This window comes from Burkholderia sp. SIMBA_051 (genome assembly GCF_046534915.1).
GTDB classification, from domain to species: domain Bacteria; phylum Pseudomonadota; class Gammaproteobacteria; order Burkholderiales; family Burkholderiaceae; genus Burkholderia; species Burkholderia ambifaria.
On the sequence record NZ_JAWRXS010000004.1, the window covers coordinates 243,936 to 262,820 of the forward strand.

Annotated in this window: 17 protein-coding genes, 1 tRNA gene and 1 pseudogene; 7 read left to right on the plus strand and 12 right to left on the minus strand. The window is 65.5% G+C overall.

What is annotated here, in order from left to right; all coding sequences use genetic code 11:
* Window positions 1-35: 35 nt before the first annotated feature.
* The 6 genes from nusA to SB771_RS11535 form a co-directional block, all read right to left on the minus strand.
* Complete coding sequence (gene nusA, locus SB771_RS11510) at window positions 36-1,511, minus strand: transcription termination factor NusA (RefSeq protein WP_006752290.1); 1,476 nt, start codon at window positions 1,509-1,511, stop codon at window positions 36-38.
* Window positions 1,511-1,969, minus strand: coding sequence for a ribosome maturation factor RimP (gene rimP / locus SB771_RS11515; RefSeq protein ID WP_006752291.1), 459 nt, complete (start codon window positions 1,967-1,969; stop codon window positions 1,511-1,513). Before rimP ends, nusA begins: the two co-directional genes overlap by 1 nt.
* Window positions 1,970-2,383: 414 nt before the next feature.
* Entirely contained in the window at window positions 2,384-4,102 is a 1,719-nt protein-coding gene (rluB, locus tag SB771_RS11520; protein ID WP_126227620.1) for a 23S rRNA pseudouridine(2605) synthase RluB, read from the minus strand.
* Between the two features lie 60 nt (window positions 4,103-4,162).
* Window positions 4,163-5,185: an SMC-Scp complex subunit ScpB gene (gene scpB / locus SB771_RS11525; protein WP_175660681.1), complete on the minus strand. Its 1,023-nt coding sequence runs from the start codon at window positions 5,183-5,185 to the stop codon at window positions 4,163-4,165.
* 271 nt (window positions 5,186-5,456) lie between these two features.
* A complete protein-coding gene (locus tag SB771_RS11530; protein ID WP_175660680.1) occupies window positions 5,457-6,659 on the minus strand; it encodes a pyridoxal phosphate-dependent aminotransferase in 1,203 nt (400 codons plus the stop codon).
* Window positions 6,660-6,723: 64 nt separating this feature from the next.
* Window positions 6,724-7,626, minus strand: a complete 903-nt coding sequence (locus SB771_RS11535) for a LysR family transcriptional regulator (RefSeq protein WP_011656685.1) — start codon at window positions 7,624-7,626, stop codon at window positions 6,724-6,726.
* A gap of 432 nt (window positions 7,627-8,058) precedes the next feature.
* On the opposite strand from SB771_RS11535, the pseudogene SB771_RS11540 reads away from it, so the two are divergent.
* Together SB771_RS11540 and SB771_RS11545 are read left to right on the plus strand one after the other, a co-directional pair.
* Window positions 8,059-8,454: pseudogene (locus tag SB771_RS11540) on the plus strand (transposase); the annotation flags it as partial.
* 202 nt (window positions 8,455-8,656) lie between these two features.
* Complete coding sequence (locus SB771_RS11545; protein ID WP_011656684.1) at window positions 8,657-8,908, plus strand: hypothetical protein; 252 nt, start codon at window positions 8,657-8,659, stop codon at window positions 8,906-8,908.
* Window positions 8,909-9,097: 189 nt separating this feature from the next.
* Here the strand turns inward: SB771_RS11545 and SB771_RS11550 are convergent, their stop codons facing one another.
* On the minus strand, window positions 9,098-9,415 hold the full coding sequence (locus SB771_RS11550; RefSeq protein ID WP_006754206.1) for a hypothetical protein: 318 nt from the start codon (window positions 9,413-9,415) through the stop codon (window positions 9,098-9,100).
* Between the two features lie 199 nt (window positions 9,416-9,614).
* Between SB771_RS11550 and SB771_RS11555 the strand changes: the two genes are divergently transcribed.
* The 3 genes from SB771_RS11555 (at window position 9,615) to SB771_RS11565 (ending at window position 11,178) form a co-directional block, all read left to right on the plus strand.
* Window positions 9,615-10,289 carry an ElyC/SanA/YdcF family protein gene (locus SB771_RS11555; protein ID WP_175660886.1) on the plus strand — a complete coding sequence of 225 codons (675 nt, stop codon included), beginning with the start codon at window positions 9,615-9,617 and terminating at the stop codon, window positions 10,287-10,289.
* 222 nt (window positions 10,290-10,511) lie between these two features.
* Complete coding sequence (locus SB771_RS11560; RefSeq protein WP_011656682.1) at window positions 10,512-10,784, plus strand: hypothetical protein; 273 nt, start codon at window positions 10,512-10,514, stop codon at window positions 10,782-10,784.
* Between the two features lie 136 nt (window positions 10,785-10,920).
* Complete coding sequence (locus SB771_RS11565) at window positions 10,921-11,178, plus strand: hypothetical protein (protein ID WP_006758856.1); 258 nt, start codon at window positions 10,921-10,923, stop codon at window positions 11,176-11,178.
* Window positions 11,179-11,836: 658 nt separating this feature from the next.
* Here SB771_RS11565 and bamC read toward each other — a convergent pair.
* The 3 genes from bamC to SB771_RS11580 form a co-directional block, all read right to left on the minus strand.
* A complete protein-coding gene (bamC, locus tag SB771_RS11570) occupies window positions 11,837-13,045 on the minus strand; it encodes an outer membrane protein assembly factor BamC (RefSeq protein ID WP_006754202.1) in 1,209 nt (402 codons plus the stop codon).
* Between the two features lie 141 nt (window positions 13,046-13,186).
* Window positions 13,187-13,263: transfer RNA gene (locus SB771_RS11575), tRNA-Pro, on the minus strand.
* Window positions 13,264-13,435: 172 nt separating this feature from the next.
* A complete protein-coding gene (locus SB771_RS11580; RefSeq protein ID WP_011656680.1) occupies window positions 13,436-14,149 on the minus strand; it encodes a class I SAM-dependent methyltransferase in 714 nt (237 codons plus the stop codon).
* A 335-nt stretch (window positions 14,150-14,484) separates the two neighbouring features.
* Between SB771_RS11580 and SB771_RS11585 the strand changes: the two genes are divergently transcribed.
* Window positions 14,485-15,363 carry a tyrosine-protein phosphatase gene (locus SB771_RS11585; protein ID WP_175660679.1) on the plus strand — a complete coding sequence of 293 codons (879 nt, stop codon included), beginning with the start codon at window positions 14,485-14,487 and terminating at the stop codon, window positions 15,361-15,363.
* 336 nt (window positions 15,364-15,699) lie between these two features.
* On the plus strand, window positions 15,700-17,910 hold the full coding sequence (locus SB771_RS11590) for a hypothetical protein (protein ID WP_175660678.1): 2,211 nt from the start codon (window positions 15,700-15,702) through the stop codon (window positions 17,908-17,910).
* 72 nt (window positions 17,911-17,982) lie between these two features.
* Here the strand turns inward: SB771_RS11590 and SB771_RS11595 are convergent, their stop codons facing one another.
* Both SB771_RS11595 and SB771_RS11600 read right to left on the minus strand, forming a co-directional pair.
* A complete protein-coding gene (locus SB771_RS11595) occupies window positions 17,983-18,396 on the minus strand; it encodes a MerR family transcriptional regulator (RefSeq protein ID WP_165751305.1) in 414 nt (137 codons plus the stop codon).
* Window positions 18,397-18,457: 61 nt separating this feature from the next.
* Window positions 18,458-18,844, minus strand: coding sequence for an integration host factor subunit alpha (locus SB771_RS11600; RefSeq protein ID WP_006753316.1), 387 nt, complete (start codon window positions 18,842-18,844; stop codon window positions 18,458-18,460).
* Window positions 18,845-18,885 lie beyond the last annotated feature (41 nt).

Consider the following 18,885-nt stretch of genomic DNA (forward strand, 5'->3'; position numbering starts at 1 on the left):
CGGCCGCCATCAAATCAGTGCGCCATGGTCATTTCTCACTGGAACCAGTGTTCACGTGCTTTCATGATCAACGCCTTAGCGGCATCCTCTTCCATCCCGGTCATGTCGACCAGTTCATCCACAGCCAGCTCGGCGAGATCGTCCCGCGTCTGCATGCCGTGTTCGGCCAGCTTTGCGAGCAACTCCGGCGTCACGCCGTCGAGGCCCTTCAAATCCAGCGCTGCGTTTTCGACCTTTTCTTCGTTGGCGATCGCCATCGTCAACAGTGCGTCGCGTGCGCGGTTGCGCAGCTCGTGCACGGTGTCCTCGTCGAATGCCTCGATTTCGAGCATTTCGTTGAGCGGCACGTAAGCGATCTCTTCGAGGCTCGTGAAGCCTTCGTCGATCAGGATATCGGCAACTTCTTCGTCGACGTCGAGACGCGCCATGAAGAGCGCACGCAGTCGATCGCGCTCTTCACCCTGCTTCAGGGCGGATTCGTCCGGCGTCATGATGTTGATCTGCCAGCCGGTCAGTTCGCCGGCAAGGCGAACGTTCTGACCGCTGCGGCCGATCGCGACAGCCAGCTCGTTCTCGTCGACGACGACGTCCATCGAGTGCTTTTCTTCATCGACGACGATCGACTGGACGGCTGCCGGCGCGAGCGCGCCGATCACGAACTGGGCGGGATCCTCGGACCATAGCACGATGTCGATGTTTTCGCCACCAAGCTCGTTGCGCACGGCCTGCACGCGGGAGCCGCGGATGCCGACGCAGGTACCGATCGGATCGATCCGCTTGTCGTAGGCGATCACGCCGATCTTCGCGCGCACGCCCGGATCGCGAGCGGCTGCCTTGATCTCGAGCAGGCCCTGCTCGATTTCCGGCACTTCCATCTCGAACAGCTTCATCAGGAACTCGGGCGCCGTGCGCGAGAGTTCGATCTGCGGACCGCGCGCGGTGCGGTCGACCTTTGCGATGTACGCACGCACGCGGTCGCCCACGCGCAGGTTTTCCTTCGGAATCAGCTGGTCGCGGCGCAGCAGCGCTTCGACGCGGCCCGATTCGACGATGAAGTTGCCCTTGTCGAGGCGCTTCACCGTGCCAGTCATGATCTTTTCGCCGCGCTCGAGGTAGTCGTTCAGGATCTGCTCGCGTTCGGCATCGCGCACCTTCTGCAGGATCACCTGCTTGGCGGCCTGCGCGCCGATACGGCCGAACTCGATCGACGGCACCGGCTCCTCGACGAATTCGCCGACTTCGACGTCGGGATTCTGCTCACGCGCTTCGAACAGCAGGATCTCGCGATCCGGCTCCTGCAAGCCTGCCTCGTCAGGGACGACGAGCCAGCGACGGAAGGTTTCGTGCTCGCCGCTTTCGCGATCGATATGGACGCGGATTTCGGCGCCTTCGTCGAACAGCTTCTTGGAAGCGGACGCGAGCGCAGCCTCGAGGGCGCCCAGCACCACATCCTTGTCGACGTTTTTCTCGCGCGCCAGCGCATCCACCAGCATCAACACTTCGCGACTCATTATTTGCGGCTCCTAAAGTCAACTTGCGGAATCAGGCGGGCTTTGTCGATGTCTGCCAGCGTGAAATCCAGCATGGCCGCCTCGCCCTTCTTCCCCTCAAATTCCAAACCGATCGTTTCGCCATTCGGCGCGTGCAGAATGCCGCGGTACGTCTTGCGCCCGTCCAGCGGCTTTTTCAAGGTCACGGAAACTTCGCTGCCGGCGAAGCGCTCGAAGTCGGCCAGTTTCTTCAACGGGCGGTCGAGCCCCGGGGACGAGACTTCGAGCCGTTCGTAATCGATGTTTTCGACCGTCAAGACGTGCTGGAGCTGACGCGTGACCTTTTCGCAATCTTCGAGCGAGATGCCGGCAAGCTGATCGATATAGATGCAAAGCATGCCGCGCCCGGTGCGCTCGAGATCCACCAGCTCGTAGCCGAGCCCGGTGACCGTGGTTTCTATCAGTTCCGTCAGTTGCACAGTGTCCTCTCAGGTGTTCGCGCCCGCCGCTCGCGATTACACCCGCGGGCGCGCGCCTTAGCCGGCGCAGGAAGCGCTACCCGAGATGCCTAACCGTTTCAGCAAAAAAAAATGGGCGGAACGCCCATCTTCTTACTGGTGGTCGCACCTGAGCCGCACATTGAATCCGTACGCCCAGCGACTCTGCGATTATAGCGTTTTTTGGCGCAAACGCCAAGCTAGCCGGTAAATGCAGCGCCCAGCCCGCATTTACCGAAAAAATGCGAAACCGGACTGTCCGACCAGGCACAATCCGGCAGCGCAATATATATACAGTCGAAAGCAAGTCACGCAGCGCGCGGTGCCGACCGAACCGGATTCACGCCGATTTCGCCGGCACGCCGGCGGCTTGACGCCGCCGTCCGCCAGAAACGCTCAGCGACCGCGCGAGCGATTGCGCTGCGGGCGCTGACCGCCGCGTGCACCACCACCGGTGTTGCCGCCGCCTTCGGCGCGATTGCCGTTCGGGTTGCGGTTACCGCCACCCTTGCTGCCGCCACGCTTGGCGCCCGCGCCGCCTTCACGCTTGGGACCGGCGCCATACGACGCGCGATTGCCGTCGACATCGCGACCGCCACCCGAGCGGTTGCCATGGCCCGACGGCGAAACCGGCAGGCTGCCGTAGCCGCTCAGGCCCGGCAGGCCGGGGCCGCCGCGCCGACCGCCGCCGCGACGCGGCTGGTCGAGTTGACCATGCGTGGTCAGCACCGGCTCACGGCTGATGAAGCCCATCGACGTCTGCATCGGATCCGGCTGGCGGCGCTCGGCCGGCCCACTGCCACCGCGCTTGCCCTTTTCCTCGGACGGCGCCTTCAGGCCGACGGTCGCCATCAGCTTGCGCACCTGCGCCTCGTCGAGCTCTTCCCAACGACCGCGCTTCAGGCCACGCGGCAGCGGGATCGGGCCGTGGCGCGTACGGATCAGGCGGCTCACCATCAGGCCGGCCGCTTCGAACATACGGCGCACTTCGCGGTTGCGGCCTTCGGCCAGCGCAACGTGATACCAGTGGTTCGTGCCTTCGCCGCCGCCGTCGCGGATGCGCAGGAAGTTCGCCGGGCCGTCATCGAGCTCGACGCCATGCAGCAGCTTCTGCCGCATCCCTTCGGACAGCTCGCCGACGACACGCACCGCATACTCGCGCTCGACGCTGTAACGCGGATGCATGAAGCGGTTCGCGAGATCGCCGGACGTGGTCAGCATCAGCAGACCTTCGGTGTTGAAGTCGAGGCGGCCCACCGCGAGCCATTTCGCCGTCTTCATCGGCGGCAGGCGATCGAACACCGACGGACGGCCTTCCGGATCCGCATGGCTGACGATTTCGCCCGTCGGCTTGTGGTACAGCAGCACGCGCGGCGGCTTGTTCGGCAGCTTGCGCTTGACCGGCTTGCCATTGATGCGGACCTGATCGGTCGGCATGATGCGCTGGCCGATGTGCGCGGGCTCACCGTTCACCGACACGCGGCCGGCGACGATCAGCTCTTCCATTTCGCGGCGCGAGCCCATGCCCGCTTCCGCGAGCACCTTGTGAAGCTTCGGCGCGTCGTCGTCCGGCGACAGCACGCGCTTGTTCGTCGGCTGAGTGCGACCGCGCCGCAGCATCGGCGCACGCACGCCGCTGCCGCCCGCGGAGTTGTCCGCGTCGAAGGCCGGCGACGTCACATAGGCGAACAGATCGTCCTGCGACGCTGCATCGCCTTCGGCCTTCGCCGCGCCGCCCTCGGCTTTCGCCGGGCTGCCACGCCGCCCCTGGCCGCCTTGTCCGCCCTGCGCGCCCTTGGGTGCACCTTCACGCTTGGCGGCCGGCTTGCGGCCACCCCTGGCCGCGCCTTCCTTGCGCGGTGCGCGTGCGGGCTGCGCTTCGGCGGCCTCGGCCGGCGGCGCGTCTGCGCCTTCGCCGTCCTGCGACTCGCCCTCGGCGCCCTTCGACTTGGCCGCCGCGCGGCGACGCGCGATCAGGCTGCGCGGACCGCGCCGCAGGCCGCGGCGGGGACGCTCGTCACCACCCGCGGCCGGAGCGTCCTGCTCCGGCGCATCGTCGGCACGCGCGGCCTGTGCGGCAGGCGCGGACGATTCAATATCGTGGATATCTGTCAAAACAACCTCAAAATGTCAGGTCTCGCGCCCGGCGCGGGCGCGGCAAGAAGTCGGCCGCGATCAGGCGCGGCGCTGTTCGGGTTCTGCTTCGTCGTCCGGCAGCGCGTCGGCGCCGATGGGCGCACTGGCACTGCGTACGGCATCGGCAAGGCTGTCGGACGTATCGTCCAGCATCTCGCCATCCGCGGGACCGGATCGTGAGGCGCCGGCGTTTCCAGCCTCGCCCGGCATGTCGCCGAGCGCCTCCGCTCCGTCTCCGGCAACCGCGTCGGCGGCCGGCTTGCGATCTTCCTCGTTCCACTCCGCGCGCGGCGGCTCGGACTGCGCGCCGGCCGGCGCTGCTTCGGCGCCGCCCTGTTCGGTTTGAACGCGATCAGCTTCCAGCGTATCGCGGTTCGGTATTTCGTGCGTCGACGCGACGTCCGTCGCCGCGTCGCCCTGCAATTCGTCCGGCTGCGCGTGCGGTTCGTCGACCGCCGCTTCGCCGGCTTCCTGCGCCGCTTCCACCGCCGGCACGTCGCCGTCGAAGTCCATCGCCTGCTGCGCGAGCAGCGCTGCCTCGATGTTCGCGGCGGGCTCCTCGAGCGCGGGCAGGTCGTCCAGCGCCTTCAGGCCGAGATCGTCGAGGAACTGCTTGGTCGTCGCATACAGCGCCGGACGCCCCGGCACGTCGCGATGCCCGATCACCTCGATCCAGCCGCGATCCTCGAGCTGCTTGACCACCTGCGTATTGACCGTGACGCCGCGAATCTCTTCGATGTCGCCGCGCGTGACGGGTTGCCGATACGCAATGATCGCGAGCGTTTCGAGCACCGCGCGCGAATATTTCGGCGGCTTCTCGGGATGCAGTCGATCCAGGTAGTGACGCATCGCCGGCTTGCTCTGAAAGCGCCATCCGGTTGCCAGCGCCACCAGTTCGACACCGCGGCCGGACCAATCCTGTTTCAGATCTTCGAGCAACGTGCGGACCGTGTCAGCCGACACGCCGTCGGCAAAGAGCTTGCGCAAATCGCCGAGCTTCAGCGGTTCCTGCGCGCAGATCAAAGCAGTCTCGAGGACGATCTTCGCCTCTTGGGTATTCATGCAGCTAGGCCAGACCCTGTGGTCAAACGAACCGGATCAAACAGACGAAAGTAACGGAAGACGCGCTCGCCCGATTCTGATCGGTCATATTGATGGGAGCACGAACCGGGGGCGGCGAACCAACTTCAAGCCAGGCCCAAACCGGACGGAACAGCACGGCTCAACGACGGAACCGCGTGACTGAGCGCCATATTACGCAAATTCGCCCGGTGCGTAAAGATGAGCCGAATGGCCCGCCGTTCCGCGGGCCCCGCGGCGCTCCGTCCCCGCTTCAGCGCGGGCCCGCGCCGTGCGCGAGGAAGCGTCGCAAGCGCTCGACGCCCGCATCGAGCCGGGCCGGATCGCATGCATAGCACCAGCGCACGAACCCTTCCCCCTCTGGGCCGAACGCACGCCCCGGCGCCAGTCCGAGCCCCGTCTCACGAACCAGCGACTTGCAGAACGCGAGGCTGTCTTCGGCGCCCGGTAAGCGCAGGAACAGATACATCGCGCCCGGCGGAGGCGGCACGTCGACGCCCGGCAGCGTGCGCAGCGCGGCGACGAGATGGTCACGCGCGCCGCGCAGCGCCGCGACGAACGACTGCACGAACGGCTCGCCGTCGCGCAGCGCGACTTCGCCTGCAGCCTGGATGAACCCGGGCGCGCACGACGTGTTGTATTCGACCAGCTTCGACAGATCGCCGATGACCGGCGCCGACGCGACCAGCCATCCAAGCCGCCAGCCGGTCATCGCCCAAGCCTTCGAGAACGAATTCACGACGATCAGCCGCTCGTCGCGCGACGCGATATCGAGGAACGACGGCGCGCCGGCCGCACCGAACGCGAGTCGTTCGTACACTTCGTCGGCGACCACCCAGATGCCGTGCCGTCGGCAATGCGCGAGCACGGCCTGCTGGTCGTCGCGGGACATCGTCCAGCCGGTCGGATTGTTCGGCGAGTTGACGAACAGCATCCGCGTGTCGGGCGTCAGCGCCGCGAGCAGCCGGTCGACATCGAGCCGCCAGCCCGCCTCGCCATGGCCGAGCGGCACGCATTCGACCTGTGCACCGAGGATTTTCGGGATTTCGACGAGGTTCGGCCAGAGCGGCGTGACCGCGACGACGCGATCGCCCGGACCGACCAGCAGTTGCGCGGCGAGCATCAGCGCGCTCACGCCCGAACTCGTCACGGCGACCGTATCGACCGGCGTCGCGCCGTGCCGCGCGCTCACGTAGGCTGCGATCGCGCGGCGCAGCGGGACGGTGCCGAGGTTCTGCGTATAGAAGGTTGCGCCGTCGCGCAGCGCCGCCGCGGCCGCGTCGCGAATGAATGCCGGCGTCACGCGATCGGATTCGCCGAACCAGAACGGCAGCACGTCGGGCACGTCGAAGCCGGCGTTCGCCACTTCCCTGATCAGCGACGGACGCAGCGCCTGGACCGCGCTGCGTGCCGCCGGCGCGCCCGTCGCCGGGCCGGCATCTGCGGAATGCGTCATCGAGAACTGCCCCCGTGGAACACGATCCGCGTAGTGTACCGGCGTGCGTACCGGATCCGCACCGTCAGTCGAGATCCTCCGCCCGCGCCGGCATCTGGCGCGCGAGCTCCCAGATCGCCTGCGCGGCGGGCGACAGCGACCGGTCGCGGCGGCGCACCAGCTCGACGGTGCGCTCGGTACGCGGCGTCAGCGGCCGCGCGACCAGCGTCGATCCTGCCGGCAGCGGTAGCGACAGCCACGGCTGCACGCTCACGCCGACCCCGGCCTCGACGAGCCCGAATACCGTCGCCGAATGGCCGAGTTCCTGCATGACGGTCGCGTTCACCCGATGGGTGGCCAGCGCAGCGTCGATCAGCGGCCGGCTTCCGGACGCATGGTCGAGCAGCACCAGGCGCTCGCCGTCGAGTGCTGTCCACGGCACCTCGGGCCGCGCCGCAAGCGGATGATCGGCGCGCGCGACCAGGCAGAACGAGTCGGTCATCAACGGTTCGCACACGAGATCGGCCACGGTGAGCGGCCCGATGACGACGCCGAAATCGACCTCACTCGACTTCACCTTGCGCAGCACGTCGCTCTGCACGTCGTCGCGCAAGCCAAGCGTGACGAACGGGAACTGGCGCTCGCACGACGCGACGACACGCGGCATCAGCCGGCACGCGATCGTCGGGCTCGCGGCGACGATCACGCGCCCCCGCCGCTGCTCGCCGATCTCGCGAATCTCGCGCAGCGTGTCGTCGAGATCGTCGATCAGCCGGGACACGCTCGCGATCAGGTTTGCGCCGACATCGGTCAACTGCACGTCGCGCGTGGTCCGGTCGATCAGCTTCAGCCCGAGCTCCGTCTCGAGCTCACGCACACAACGGCTCACCGCGGACTGCGTGAGCCCGATCTCGTCGCCCGCGCGGCTGAAGCTCCTGAGCCGCGCTACCTCGATGAACACGCGAAGCTGGCGCAGCGTTACGTTCATCCCTTCACCTCATCAATCGTGGATACCGATGCGCGATTTTAATGCGCGAAACACGCTTCGATGTGCGAATCCGGCATCGACCACCCATGTTTCGCTGCGGTGCAATATTCGCGCGAACGCACGCGGTACGGGCGAATTGCACAAGATTGGTGATTGTCCCGATTTGCTGCCGGGTTATTTTGGCGTCTTATACGCCCCTAGCTGACTTAGCCGTTAGCCCGCTGCCAAGCGGCTCTCGAGGGAATCGCCTCCGACGTGGCACACATCGTGCTTTATCTGACGCACAGGGCGCAGGTTTTCGTCGGACGGGAAGGCAGAAACGCCGCTGCCGGCCAACCGGACGCCCCCACCCGGCACTCGACGTTCGAGTGCCTGAAGAGTGCGCGGCGCAGGGCAGCGCACCGGAGTTAGCTTCGCTGAGGTGAGGACATGATGCTGTTCGACGATTTGAGAGATAACGAGTGGGCGCTGGTCGAAGGTCTGTTTTGCTCGGAACCCGCACGAAGCGAACGGCGCGGCCGTCCCCGCGTGGAGGCCCGTTCCGTGGTCAATGCCGTGCTGTGGGTACTGTCGACGGGTGAAGGCTGGTCCAAGCTGCCGGGCCGCTATCCGTCGCCGCCGACCTGCCGCCGTCGCTTCGACGAATGGCAGGCAGACGGTACGCTCGCCGAAATCGTCAAGCGACTCGGCACGAGCGGCCGCCAGATCTCGTTGCGCGGTCGCATCGGGGCAAGCGCGGCGAAGCCGCCTGCACCGCCGAGCCGCGACCGGCTGCGCGGCGCCTTCTGGACCAACCCGGAATCCTGGCGCGCCCCTGTGAAGATGGCGTAACGCATGCTCGATCGGGCGGCTTCGGCCGCCCGGTTTCTTTCAGCGCCCCGTTCATTGCGCGGCGCTCGCGTCGTCGTCGATCCCCGCTGTCGTGCTGCGATACATCTCTTTACTATTATTTACAGCAAACCTGCACTCCCGCGCTTACCTTAGCGTCATATCAACAAGCTGCGCCGGCGGCTTGAAGGGAGCCCCCGCCATGAAACCAATGTCACTGCTCGTCGCATGCGGCATTGTCATTTCACTGGCGCTGACCGCCCCCGCTCGCGCCGATGATCGCGGCAAGCAGCCTCATCGCCAGCAAGAGCACCGGAATTCCCTTCGCCAGCAACCGCCCGCCACGGCGTCCAATCGGCAGACCGTGCCGCGCGGCGACTTGCGCGGCGACATCGCCAGCAACGCACGCGCGCGCATCGGCTCGCAGCCGACCGAGCTGCCGCGCCATCCGTAGCCCGGCAACCTGCCGGTTTTCGTCAAAGAAAATTCCCCGATTCGGGAACTGCTCGATATGCGACGAGTCACATTCGTTGCCATGAGCACAGCATGGCAACAGCAAAAGTATCCGGTACGCCCGTATCCTCGCGATACGGGCTTTTTTTCGGCGTGTCGCGCAGGGCTGCGCGAGGACAGGCGCGCGCCGCTACAGGCGGCTTTCGAGAATCGCCACGGCGCTGGCTTCGCTCAATGCGTAGTCGTCCATACGGCGATCGGTCCAGGAAAGTAATTTCTCGTCGCGCTCGAGGCGCGCGCATTCGGCTCGACCGTTGTCGGTCAGCACCGCGATGTCGACCGGCGCATGAAAACCCGGTGCGGGCGCAACGGTCTTCTGCCTGACCGTGTCCATCAGTCCTAGCGACCGGAGATACTCGAACACGCCCGGGCGGCGCGCCCACGGTACCTGGCGGTACTGCACTCGTCTCAATGCGTCGAGCACCGCTTCGTTGGAATACGTGGCCATCTCGATTCTTTCTTAAAGTGCAGCGACAATGCGAAGCGGCGTGCCGGGCGGGAGCTCCGCCCGCCGATACCGCCACCGATTCTGGAGGCCGACGTTCGACGTCGCGTTAGGGCCAGATCGTCAGCCGTCCATAAAAAGACACCATACCCCAATCAAATTGATTCTGTTCGATTCGTTTGTACTTCTCTTCATCTGTTTCATGCTCTGCCGCAAGCGGCGGCGACAGATCGCGATCGCCGGCGCCGCGGTGTTCTGGCTGCTCGCGACCGGCTGGCTCGCGGCGCCGCTCATCGCGTGGACCGAGGCCGGTGTGACGCCGATCGAGCACCCCGCCATGCACGGCCGGACCACGCTGATCACCCTCGGCATCGGCACGCGGCGCGGCGAAACCGGCCTGCAGGCGCCGCCCGACGGCGAAGCGCGCATCCGCACGACCGCCGCGCTCTATCGCACGTGCGTGCAGCAGGCCACCCGCTGCACCGTGGTGATGTCGGGCGGCGACCCGCAACATCACGGCGAAACCGAGGCGGCCGTGTACGGACGCCGGCTGGTGGCGGAAGGTGTCGCCCCCGGCGACCTCGTGCTCGAGCCGAACAGCCGTACGACCTACGAAAACGCGAAATTCACTGCTTCTATACTACGCTCACAACATGACGACACGCGCATTCTCGTCGCGTCGTCGTACCAGATGCGCCGCGCATTGCTCGACTTCCGCCACTTCGGCATCGATCCGCAGCCCGTTTATTCGAATCGCCGCCGCGCACAACTGGGCTGGCTGCCCCGCCGGGCCAACCTGGAAAACGCGAACCGGGCATTGCACGAGCTGGTCGGCATCGCGCAATTTCACGTCTATCGATGGCTCGGCTGGTTCTGACGGCGCCACGTGCACCGGAGGCGAAAGCGACGGTATCGCCCCGGATGGCAGGCGCGTGACGGAACGCACGAAGTGTTGCGCGACTTCAACGGGGCCTTGCGCTGCGCCTCGATCCGGTGCACATTGATCCGTCACTTTTGTTACACTCGACACGCACTCGATTGCAGTCGCCAGACAAAACGGCAACATTCGGGTTCATCACCACTTAGCGGAGGTAAAGCAATGAAGAAGACGTCCCTGGCTATTCTGGTCGCGATGTCGGCGCTGACTGGCGCAGCGTATGCGCAAGAGAGCACGCAAATCCAGACCATCACCGATCCGGCAAAGATCGCCGAGATCGAGCAGCGCGCACAGGCACTGCAACAGCAGCAAGCAGCCGAGGCTGCACAGCCGGCGGCGCAGGAAGAGCATCACCACGTCAAGAAGGCGATGCATCACAAGGCAGCGAAGAAGGCCGCCAAGAAGGCGGCTCCGGCAGAAGCTGCCAGCCAGTAAGTTCGGCGGCACCGCACAAGCGAAAAGCCGAATCCGGGCAACCGGGTTCGGCTTTTTTGGTTGCGGCGCCCGCGCGTTGTGCTAAAGTCGCGCACCGAAATTTTCCACCCGTGCGCACCCCGGTGCGGAGGACAGCATGAGCAACATTCAACTCGACATCGAGTGGACCGAAGAAGCCACTCGCAAGATCAAGCAACTGATGCCGCGCGGCTCGACCGACGCGTTCCTCGCGCTGCCGCCGATCGAGTGCCTGCCGATGGAGGGCGACGTGCTTTTCCTCGGCCCGCAAGGCAAGCAGCAACCGTTCATCGTCGCCGAGCGCCAGTATCATCACGACGGCGATGCCGACTGGACGATCATCCTGATTCTCGACGTACCCAGCACGTCGCACTGACGGATCGCAGCGGCCGGCAATGCGTCCGGCCGCCTCGCCCCGCTCAAACGAACCTCCACAGCGCGCGGATCCCGGAACGATCGATCCGTCCGCGACCGCTCCGCGGCAAGCCGAAATGTGCGTCAAACGCACATGCGCGGCCAATGCAGCCCCGCCTCCCAACGCTCGACCAATACGAATCCCCGCGGCCGGATCGGCATGCATTCGCTTTGCCGCCCCAAAAAAATTGCCCGCGCTTCAGAAGAAGCGCGGGCGAAACCGTCGCCCTACGAGGAAAGGCGACGGGGCCATCGGGATCCGCGCATCGCGCGGATCGTCATCGGTTTTGCGCCGGCGCTTGCAGCACCGGCATCTGAAGACGTCGGTCGGACGGTCGAGACGCCGCCCGCTCTCTGACGCCACCCTCCCTGTCTTCACGATTCCACCTTATAAAGCAGTTTGTATGCCAGGCACATTTGCGAAAGTACGCCATTGATCCATAAGGATATTTTTTGCGGTCGTGACGATGTAACACCTGTCCTGCGGCCGTAACGCGCGGATGTTACGTAACGTCACGAGAAGGGATCGAACGTCCCGCACACGCAGGCGCCAACGCGCGCGACAATGAAAAAAGCCCGCCGGAAGGCGGGCTTTTTCGAAGGCCGGGATCGTGCCGCGATCAGCGCAGCTGATTCACGAGCAGCCCCATGATTTGCCGGGCCGGCGTCGACGTATCGATCGCACCCGAATCGTCGACGACTGCGACGCGCGTCTGGTCGGACGACAGCGCCTTCACGTTGACGCGATACTGCTTCGCCTGCTTTTCCTTCTTACCGTGGAACAGCTGGCTCCAGAAACCTTGCTCGGCCGCGCTGATGTCCTTCGGATCGACATAACGCACGAAATACAGGCCCTTCGTGCGATCGCGATCGTCGACCGTGAAGTTCGCGCGATCGAGCGCGAGGCCGACGTGCAGCCACGAACGGTCGTACGGCTCGCCGAGCGTGACTTCGGACGGCACCGAAGCCGAGTCGACGTCGTTCGCTTGCGACGACGTACGCGCGACGTTCTGCGCGGCAATCGCGGCGGCGGCTGCCTTCGATGCGTCGGTGTCCGCCTTCTTGTCCTTCGGCACCGTGTTGTCGTTGATGTTCGCGATCGGCGGCTCGCCGTTCTTCGCGCGCTGCTCGTTCTGGGCGAGCACTGCCATCAGCCGCTTCAGGTATTCCGTCTCGAGCGCCGGATCGTTCGGCTTCGCTTCCCACTTGCTCGAATCGTTGTTCGCACCGGTGATCGCCTCGCGCATGCCCTTCTGGCTGATGAACACGTAGGTGCCGCCGTTGGGTGCCGAATCGAGGCGCGTGCGGTACTTGTTGCGCTCGGCCGTCACGTACGAGTTGCCCATCGCCTTCGAGATCACACTACGAATCAGGCCGTCGTTGATCTGCGGATGGGTCTCGTTCCAGTCGGTTTCCATCACGCCCTTGTCGCGCTGGTCGACGACGAGCAGGAAGCCCTGCTCCTGCCAGAAGCGGCGAACCTGCGGCCAGATGTCGGCGGGCTTCTTGCCGTCGATCACGAGCCAGCTCTCGGTGCCGTCGCGCTGGATATGCATGCCGGACACGGCGGGCGCGACGGTGTCCAACGCGGGTGCCGCGTGCTGGACCTGCTGAAGCGCAGACAGGGAAGTCGCGCCGCCCTGCGGCGGCAGCGAACGCTGATCGGCCGTCTCGTCAAGCATGTTGGGCGGCACTGCGAGCGACGCTTCCTTCGATTTCGAATCGCTCTTGTAGTCCACTTTCGTGGGCGACGACGTACCGCAACCGGCGACGAGCGCGCCAGTGGCGAGCACTGCAGCGAACCGCATGGTAAGACGAAGATCAGTCATGTTCGGGGAATCCTCTTCCGCTAAATCACGGCGCTTTCCGTGGATCAACCTTGCATTTTACCGGGGCCGCGCCGGGATGTGCAAAAAAGCGACGGCCAAGAAAAAACCCGCGTCAGCCTGAACTGACGCGGGTTCTTTATCTGGTCGGGGCGAGAGGATTTGAACCTCCGACCACCTGCACCCCATGCAGGTACGCTACCAGGCTGCGCTACGCCCCGAAAGAAAAAAATTATAACAGACAGTTCGCCGGTTTAGAACGGGTCGCATGCATTTTGTGAATGTTCCTGCGAAATTTTTTCGAGCTGGCGTGGCAGCACGTGACGGCCTCGACGCAAGCGGCAACGCACGTCCTGCCGCGCGCATGGGCCGGCCATGCGCTCCGCCCCATGCTCACCGCTTGCGCGCGACACAGATGACCGTGAGGCCCGCCATCCGATTGAACCGGAACATCGGCAACTCGGCCCGGCAGATCAGCTTGAGCAAACCGTTGACGACCGGATGGTGCCGGCGCAATTGCGACGCCGGTTCGCGCGGTTGCCGACGCGCGCGTTCGCTCAGCCGCATTGCCGCCGCGAGCGGAAACGTGAGGCCGAAGTAGTATGCGCCGTGCTCGACCTCCAGCCCCGCGCGACGCGCGACGTCTTCAAGACCGTCGAGCGTGTACCTGCGCTTGTGCTCGAGAAAATCGTCATGCGCGCTCCAGAGGAACTGAAACGCGGGAACCGTGATCAGGAACCGGCTGCCCTTGGGCGCACCCTCCACATATCGCGCAAGCAGCCCGACATCGTCATCGACGTGCTCGAGGACATCCATCAGCAACACGAGATCGGCATCGAATCGATCGACGGCGCGGCGAAAATGGACAGGCTTGCCGGCCGCCTCGCCGTCGGTATCGTCGGGGTAGCTCGTATCGACACACCACGCTTCGGTCGCCTGCGTGCGCTCGAGCAAATGCTTGGAAAAGAATCCCGAGCCCGCGCCGACGTCGAGGATCCGGCTCGCATCCGGCGAGCCCAGGAACCGACGGATCGCGCGCGCCTTCGACGCGTAGTACCAGTGATCGCCTACATCCGCTCCCAATACGTCGAGTTCCTTCAGATCCATGACGCCTCCCCCGTGTCGGCCACCATGCTGATCCATCCAGCCACTGATGCCGATCTTACCGCGCCTCGGCCGGCGCACCCACGGCAAGTTGCGCGAATCGCACCGGCAACCCACGTCGCGTCCTAATCGAAAAGGACGATGGCCGTTTCGCCGCGGATCGCTACCGTGCGCTTACCCGGCGCGAGATCGACGCGCACGGCGCATCGTCCGGCTGCATGCCGACCGATACGGCACTGCTGCGCTTTGTCGCGCCGCGCGGCGTGCCGGCGCAGCGGTTTCGTTTCACAACCGCGGTCGCGACTTCCCCTGTCACCGTCTCCGAAAAAGGCCAGTGAATGAATCAGAAAAACGAAATTTCCCGTCGGCACTTTCTCGAGCTGGGTGCCGGCACGCTCGGCATCGCGCTGGGTACCGCGTCGCTTCTATCCGCGTGCGGCGGCGATTCGATCGCGATCGCTCCCGTCACGACGCCCAGGCTCGGGTCGGCAGCGAACTTTCGTGACACCGCGGGACCCGACGGCACGGGCTATGCCACCGCAAGTGGCGCAGCGATGAAAAAAGGCGTGATCTACCGGTCTTCGGCGCTCGCATTGTCCGCGACCCACCTCGCAACGGTCGATACGCTCGGCATCACGCAGGTGTGCGACCTGCGCACGACGTCCGAGATCCAGGCGCAGCCGGATGTGTCATTGGCCGGCGCCACCTGGCAGAACCTCAACGTGCTCGGCGTCGTCAATCTCAATCCGCTTCCGACCAGTGGCGCGACGGCCGCGGCCTTCATGCAGCGCATGTATCGGGCGTTCGTGACGTCGGAAACGGCGCGGACGAGTTATCGCACGCTATTCGCCGGCTTTGCCGCGTCCGGCGGCAACCTGCTCTTTCACTGCACGGCCGGCAAGGATCGCACCGGCTGGGCGACGGCCATCCTGCATACGATCCTCGGCGTCCCCCGGCAGACGATTCTCGCCGACTATTTGCTGACCAACGTCTACAGCGCGTCGGAAATCGCCGCCTATGTCGCGCAGGCGCGCAAGGGTGGCGGCCAGGATGCGGCGGACATGATGGCCGCGCTGCAGAGCGCGCAGGACGCCTATTTGCAGGCAGCATTCGATCAAGTCGTCACGTCGTACGGCTCGATGACGTCGTACATCGATAACGGCCTGCAGCTGGACCAGCCGACGCAGAATGCGATCCGGCAGCGCATGCTGGTCTGATCGGCCGTGCCGGCGACGACAGCGATACCGCGTCCGTCGCCGCCCTGCCGCCTGCTCTCACTCGACACGAAAACCCGCGTCAGCCCACGCCGGCGCCGGGTTTGACGATCGGCTCGGCGCGCCGCCCGCCCTGGCCGCAAAACCAAACGACCGTTTGATCTTGCCGCCCCGCCACCGGGAATCCATTGTCCTGTCGTGCGTCGCCCGGCCTTGCCCGGACGCCCGTTGTTTGGTGACGCCGCTCTAGCGCGCTATGCCACACTGCACGGCATCGACGTCCGCGCCGCGCATCGGCCGCGCGCCCTCGTCGATCACGACAAGACCTGGAGACAGACGATGCGGAATGCGGTCCGGCGCGGCCATCGCACGCCTTTGGCAATTCTCGACTGGATGGCTGCTCCGCGACGCGCGGCGGCGTCGGTTTCACACGGCACCTCCCGTGCACTCGGCTGCGGCGCGCTGGCGCTCGCGCTGCTCTGCGCCGGTTGCGCGGAACCAGCCGCGCAGCGTGACGGCAACGCGTCGGTCGCCTCGACGAAGATCGAGCGCGCCAAGGCCGAACGTCTCGCCCGTGAACAGCAGATCGCCCGCACCGTGCCGTCGCTCGCGTCGATCAGCCTCACGCAGCCGCGCCCGTTCACGCTGCGCGACTCGGGCCAGAACGGTGCGATGACGTTTCTGCGCGATGTCGATTTCCGCATCGTCAACAACCTCGGCTTCTTCATTCATCAGCTGTCCGCGACACTCGTGCCGACGCAGGCCGGCGCGCCGATCGTGTTCGATGACCCGACGAGCTTCGAGATCGACGTGCACGAAGGTACGGTCACACTCGACAACACGAAGCTGACCGCACTCTTCGACACCTACATCTTCGGTTACCGCAACGCGCCGCTGCGCAAGCTCGCAGTCTCGGCGGGCGACGGCGTGATCCATCTGCAAGGCGAGATGCAACGCGACGGCTGGGTGCCGTTCTCGCTGACCGGTACGCTGGCGATCCGCGACGGCAGTCAGCTCGTGTTCCACCCGAGCGGCGTGCGCGTATCGGGCATCAATGCGCAGCCGGTGATGCGCGCGGCCAACGTGAAGATGGCCGACCTGCTGAAGGTCGAGACACCGATCGCGCGGCTCGTCGGCGACGACCTCGTGATGTCGGTCGACAAGCTGATGCCGCCGCCGCGGCTGAAGATCCGGATCACCGCGCTGCGCGTGACACCGGCCGGACTCGACCTGACGCTCGACGACGGCTCGCACGCCGGTTTCGCGCTGCCCGCGAATGCGCCGCAACAGGCGATGTACATTCGCGGCGGCGACGTGAAATTCATGCGCTCGATGCCGATGAACGCCGACATCCTGATCAGCCCCGTCGACCCGACGAAGCGCGACCAGAATTTCGTGTTCGACCTGTACCACTATCGCGAGCAGGTGTCGGCCGGCTATTTCAATTTCGACGAAAGCGGTGCGATGGCGATCCGAATGCCGTCGTATGCGGGCCCCGCGAGCGGCGCCGCGCTGGGCAATGGGTCCGCCCGCCTGAACGACAGCTTCCTCGCCGCGCAGCAGAACGCGTTGCGCGACTTGCGCCAGCACTGGGAAGCGTTTGCGCTCGCGGCCACCGCGACGCAGCCCGGCATGCAGAAAGTCGCGATGCGGCGCTCGTCGACCACGCCGTTCAACGAACGGCACGTGTCGAACCGCAACCCGACGATCCACCTGCACAACGTCGACTTCAACCTGTCCGGCGACATCGGCTTCCATGTCGAGGATCTCGACGTGCAGCTCACCGCGAAACGGCCGGGCGAGCCGGTCGACCTCGACGATCCGAACCAGTACGACATCCGCATTCTCGGCGGAACGGTCGTCGAATCGTGGAAGGCGATGTCGGCGCTCTTCAACAACTATCTGCTCGATTATTCGCCGCGCTCGCTGAACGACCTGCAACTGAGCGCGGATGGCCAGGACCTGCGCGTCCAGGGCGGCATCAAGCTCTGGAATCACGTGCCCGGCGTGTGGCTGCCGACCGACATGAAGGGCTCGCTGTCGGTGCTCGACGACCGGCACCTCGCGTTCAAGCCGTCGCAGGTGTCGGTGCTCGGCATTCCGCAGGCGAAGCTGCTGCGCTCGCTCGGCATCGAACTCGCGTCGCTGACGCCGCTGCAGCGCCGCGGCGCGGAACTGCGCGGCGACACGCTCGTGCTCGATCAGTACACCGTATTTCCGCCGCCAGTGCTGAACGGCAAACTCGCGCAGGCGACAGTCGAACGCGACGGGCTGCGCCTCACGTTCCGGCGTCCCGCCGACGCACCCGTAGCGAAGCGCCCGCAGATCGACGCGCCGAGCTACATGTGGATGGAAGGCGGCGACATGAAGATGTTCAACGTGCTCGAACTGAATGTGCGCGCGCTGATCCGGAACTCTGCCGAGGCCGGCCCGATGCGTTTCGACCTGTACGGCTACCGCAGCCAGGTCGCGCAAGGCTCGGTGCGGATGCTGCCGGACGGCACGCTGGTCGTCGACATGGGCAAGCCGAATCCGCTCGCATCGCGCTGACAGCGCGGGCCCGCGCGCATGAAAAAAGCCCGGTGGCACTTCGCCAACCGGGCTTTGTTTCGAGCGTCGTGCTCAGTCGCGCTTCAATCCGTCGATCACGTCGAGGAGCGCCTGCCGCAACGCGTTCACATCGACCGTCTCACCCTGCTGGCCCGCCGCACGCTCATCGGCACCGGCCACGTCCGGCTCGGCCGGCGCCGGGGCGCCGCGTTCGCTGCCCGGCGAATCGAGCCGGTTGCGCGCCCCGTTGATCGTGAACCCCTGTTCGTACAGCAGCTCGCGAATCCGCCGGATCAGCAGCACTTCGTGATGCTGGTAATACCGGCGATTGCCTCGCCGCTTCACCGGCCGCAGCTGCGTGAATTCCTGTTCCCAGTAACGCAGCACGTGCGGCTTGACCCCGCACAGCTCACTGACTTCACCGATCGTGAAGTAGCGCTTCGCGGGAATCGGAGGCAAGACGACTTTCTCAACCGTAGTGGTCATCGTCGGTTAACCGTCGGTAAAGGGTGCGCGGCGGCCGCGCGGGGACGTCAACGCGCGGGCGTCATTCCACGCCGTTTTCGACCAGCGCCTTCAGCTTCTGGCTCGCGTGGAAGGTTACCACCCGGCGGGCCGCGATCGGAATCGCCTCGCCCGTCTTCGGATTGCGGCCCGGACGCTGCGGCTTGTCGCGCAGCTGGAAATTGCCGAATCCCGACAGCTTGACGCTTTCACCGTTTTCGAGCGCGTCGCGGATCACTTCGAAAAAAGCCTCGACCATGTCCTTCGCTTCACGCTTGTTCAGCCCGACGCTGTCGAACAGCAGCTCCGCCAGTTCCGCTTTCGTCAGCGTCGGCGTCTCGGTGGACGCCGGCGCCGAAGCGTCGCGGTTCATGGCGCTGCGTTGCGCCGTCAGGAGGGCTTCGAATTCACTCGAGGTCATGTCGTTCATATCTGCCATACAGCGCGTTAAACCAAAACTTGCGAGGGGAA

Excerpts from the sequence above, each read along its gene's own strand:
- nusA (WP_006752290.1), bottom strand. The coding sequence starts at position 1,511 with ATGAGTCGCGAAGTGTTGATGCTGGTGGATGCGCTGGCGCGCGAGAAA.
- scpB (WP_175660681.1), bottom strand. The coding sequence starts at position 5,185 with ATGAATACCCAAGAGGCGAAGATCGTCCTCGAGACTGCTTTGATCTGC.
- SB771_RS11530 (WP_175660680.1), bottom strand. The coding sequence starts at position 6,659 with ATGACGCATTCCGCAGATGCCGGCCCGGCGACGGGCGCGCCGGCGGCA.
- SB771_RS11535 (WP_011656685.1), bottom strand. The coding sequence starts at position 7,626 with ATGAACGTAACGCTGCGCCAGCTTCGCGTGTTCATCGAGGTAGCGCGG.
- SB771_RS11545 (WP_011656684.1), top strand. The coding sequence starts at position 8,657 with ATGAAACCAATGTCACTGCTCGTCGCATGCGGCATTGTCATTTCACTG.
- SB771_RS11550 (WP_006754206.1), bottom strand. The coding sequence starts at position 9,415 with ATGGCCACGTATTCCAACGAAGCGGTGCTCGACGCATTGAGACGAGTG.
- SB771_RS11555 (WP_175660886.1), top strand. The coding sequence starts at position 9,615 with ATGCTCTGCCGCAAGCGGCGGCGACAGATCGCGATCGCCGGCGCCGCG.
- SB771_RS11560 (WP_011656682.1), top strand. The coding sequence starts at position 10,512 with ATGAAGAAGACGTCCCTGGCTATTCTGGTCGCGATGTCGGCGCTGACT.
- SB771_RS11565 (WP_006758856.1), top strand. The coding sequence starts at position 10,921 with ATGAGCAACATTCAACTCGACATCGAGTGGACCGAAGAAGCCACTCGC.
- bamC (WP_006754202.1), bottom strand. The coding sequence starts at position 13,045 with ATGACTGATCTTCGTCTTACCATGCGGTTCGCTGCAGTGCTCGCCACT.
- SB771_RS11580 (WP_011656680.1), bottom strand. The coding sequence starts at position 14,149 with ATGGATCTGAAGGAACTCGACGTATTGGGAGCGGATGTAGGCGATCAC.
- SB771_RS11585 (WP_175660679.1), top strand. The coding sequence starts at position 14,485 with ATGAATCAGAAAAACGAAATTTCCCGTCGGCACTTTCTCGAGCTGGGT.
- SB771_RS11590 (WP_175660678.1), top strand. The coding sequence starts at position 15,700 with ATGCGGAATGCGGTCCGGCGCGGCCATCGCACGCCTTTGGCAATTCTC.
- SB771_RS11595 (WP_165751305.1), bottom strand. The coding sequence starts at position 18,396 with ATGACCACTACGGTTGAGAAAGTCGTCTTGCCTCCGATTCCCGCGAAG.
- SB771_RS11600 (WP_006753316.1), bottom strand. The coding sequence starts at position 18,844 with ATGAACGACATGACCTCGAGTGAATTCGAAGCCCTCCTGACGGCGCAA.